This window comes from Achromobacter sp. 1014246743, assembly GCF_059760725.1.
On sequence record NZ_JCBANA010000166.1, the window covers coordinates 1 to 405 of the forward strand.

Consider the following 405-nt stretch of genomic DNA (forward strand, 5'->3'; position numbering starts at 1 on the left):
ACATCGAGACCATCCGCAAGGACGTCGGCATGGTGTTCCAGCACTTCAACCTGTTCCCGCACCTGACGGTGCTGGAAAACCTGACGCTGGGCCCCATGTGGGTGCTGAAAAAGCCGCGTGCCGAAGCCGAAGCCACCGCCATGAAGTACCTGGAACGCGTGCGCATTCCGGACCAGGCCAAGAAATTCCCCGGCCAGTTGTCCGGCGGCCAGCAGCAGCGCGTGGCGATTGCCCGGTCGCTGTGCATGAGCCCCAAGATCATGCTGTTCGATGAGCCGACCTCGGCCCTGGACCCGGAAATGGTCAAGGAAGTGCTGGACGTGATGGTCAACCTGGCCCAGGAAAGCGGCATGACGATGCTGTGCGTGACCCACGAAATGGGCTTTGCGCGCAAGGTCGCCAACC

At 62.2% G+C, this 405-nt stretch carries 1 protein-coding gene; it reads left to right on the forward strand.

Features of this window, described 5'->3' with window-relative positions; translation table 11 throughout:
- Window positions 1-405: amino acid ABC transporter ATP-binding protein (locus tag AC6LJ2_RS30085; protein WP_498152767.1), on the forward strand; the 405-nt coding region annotated here is incomplete at both ends.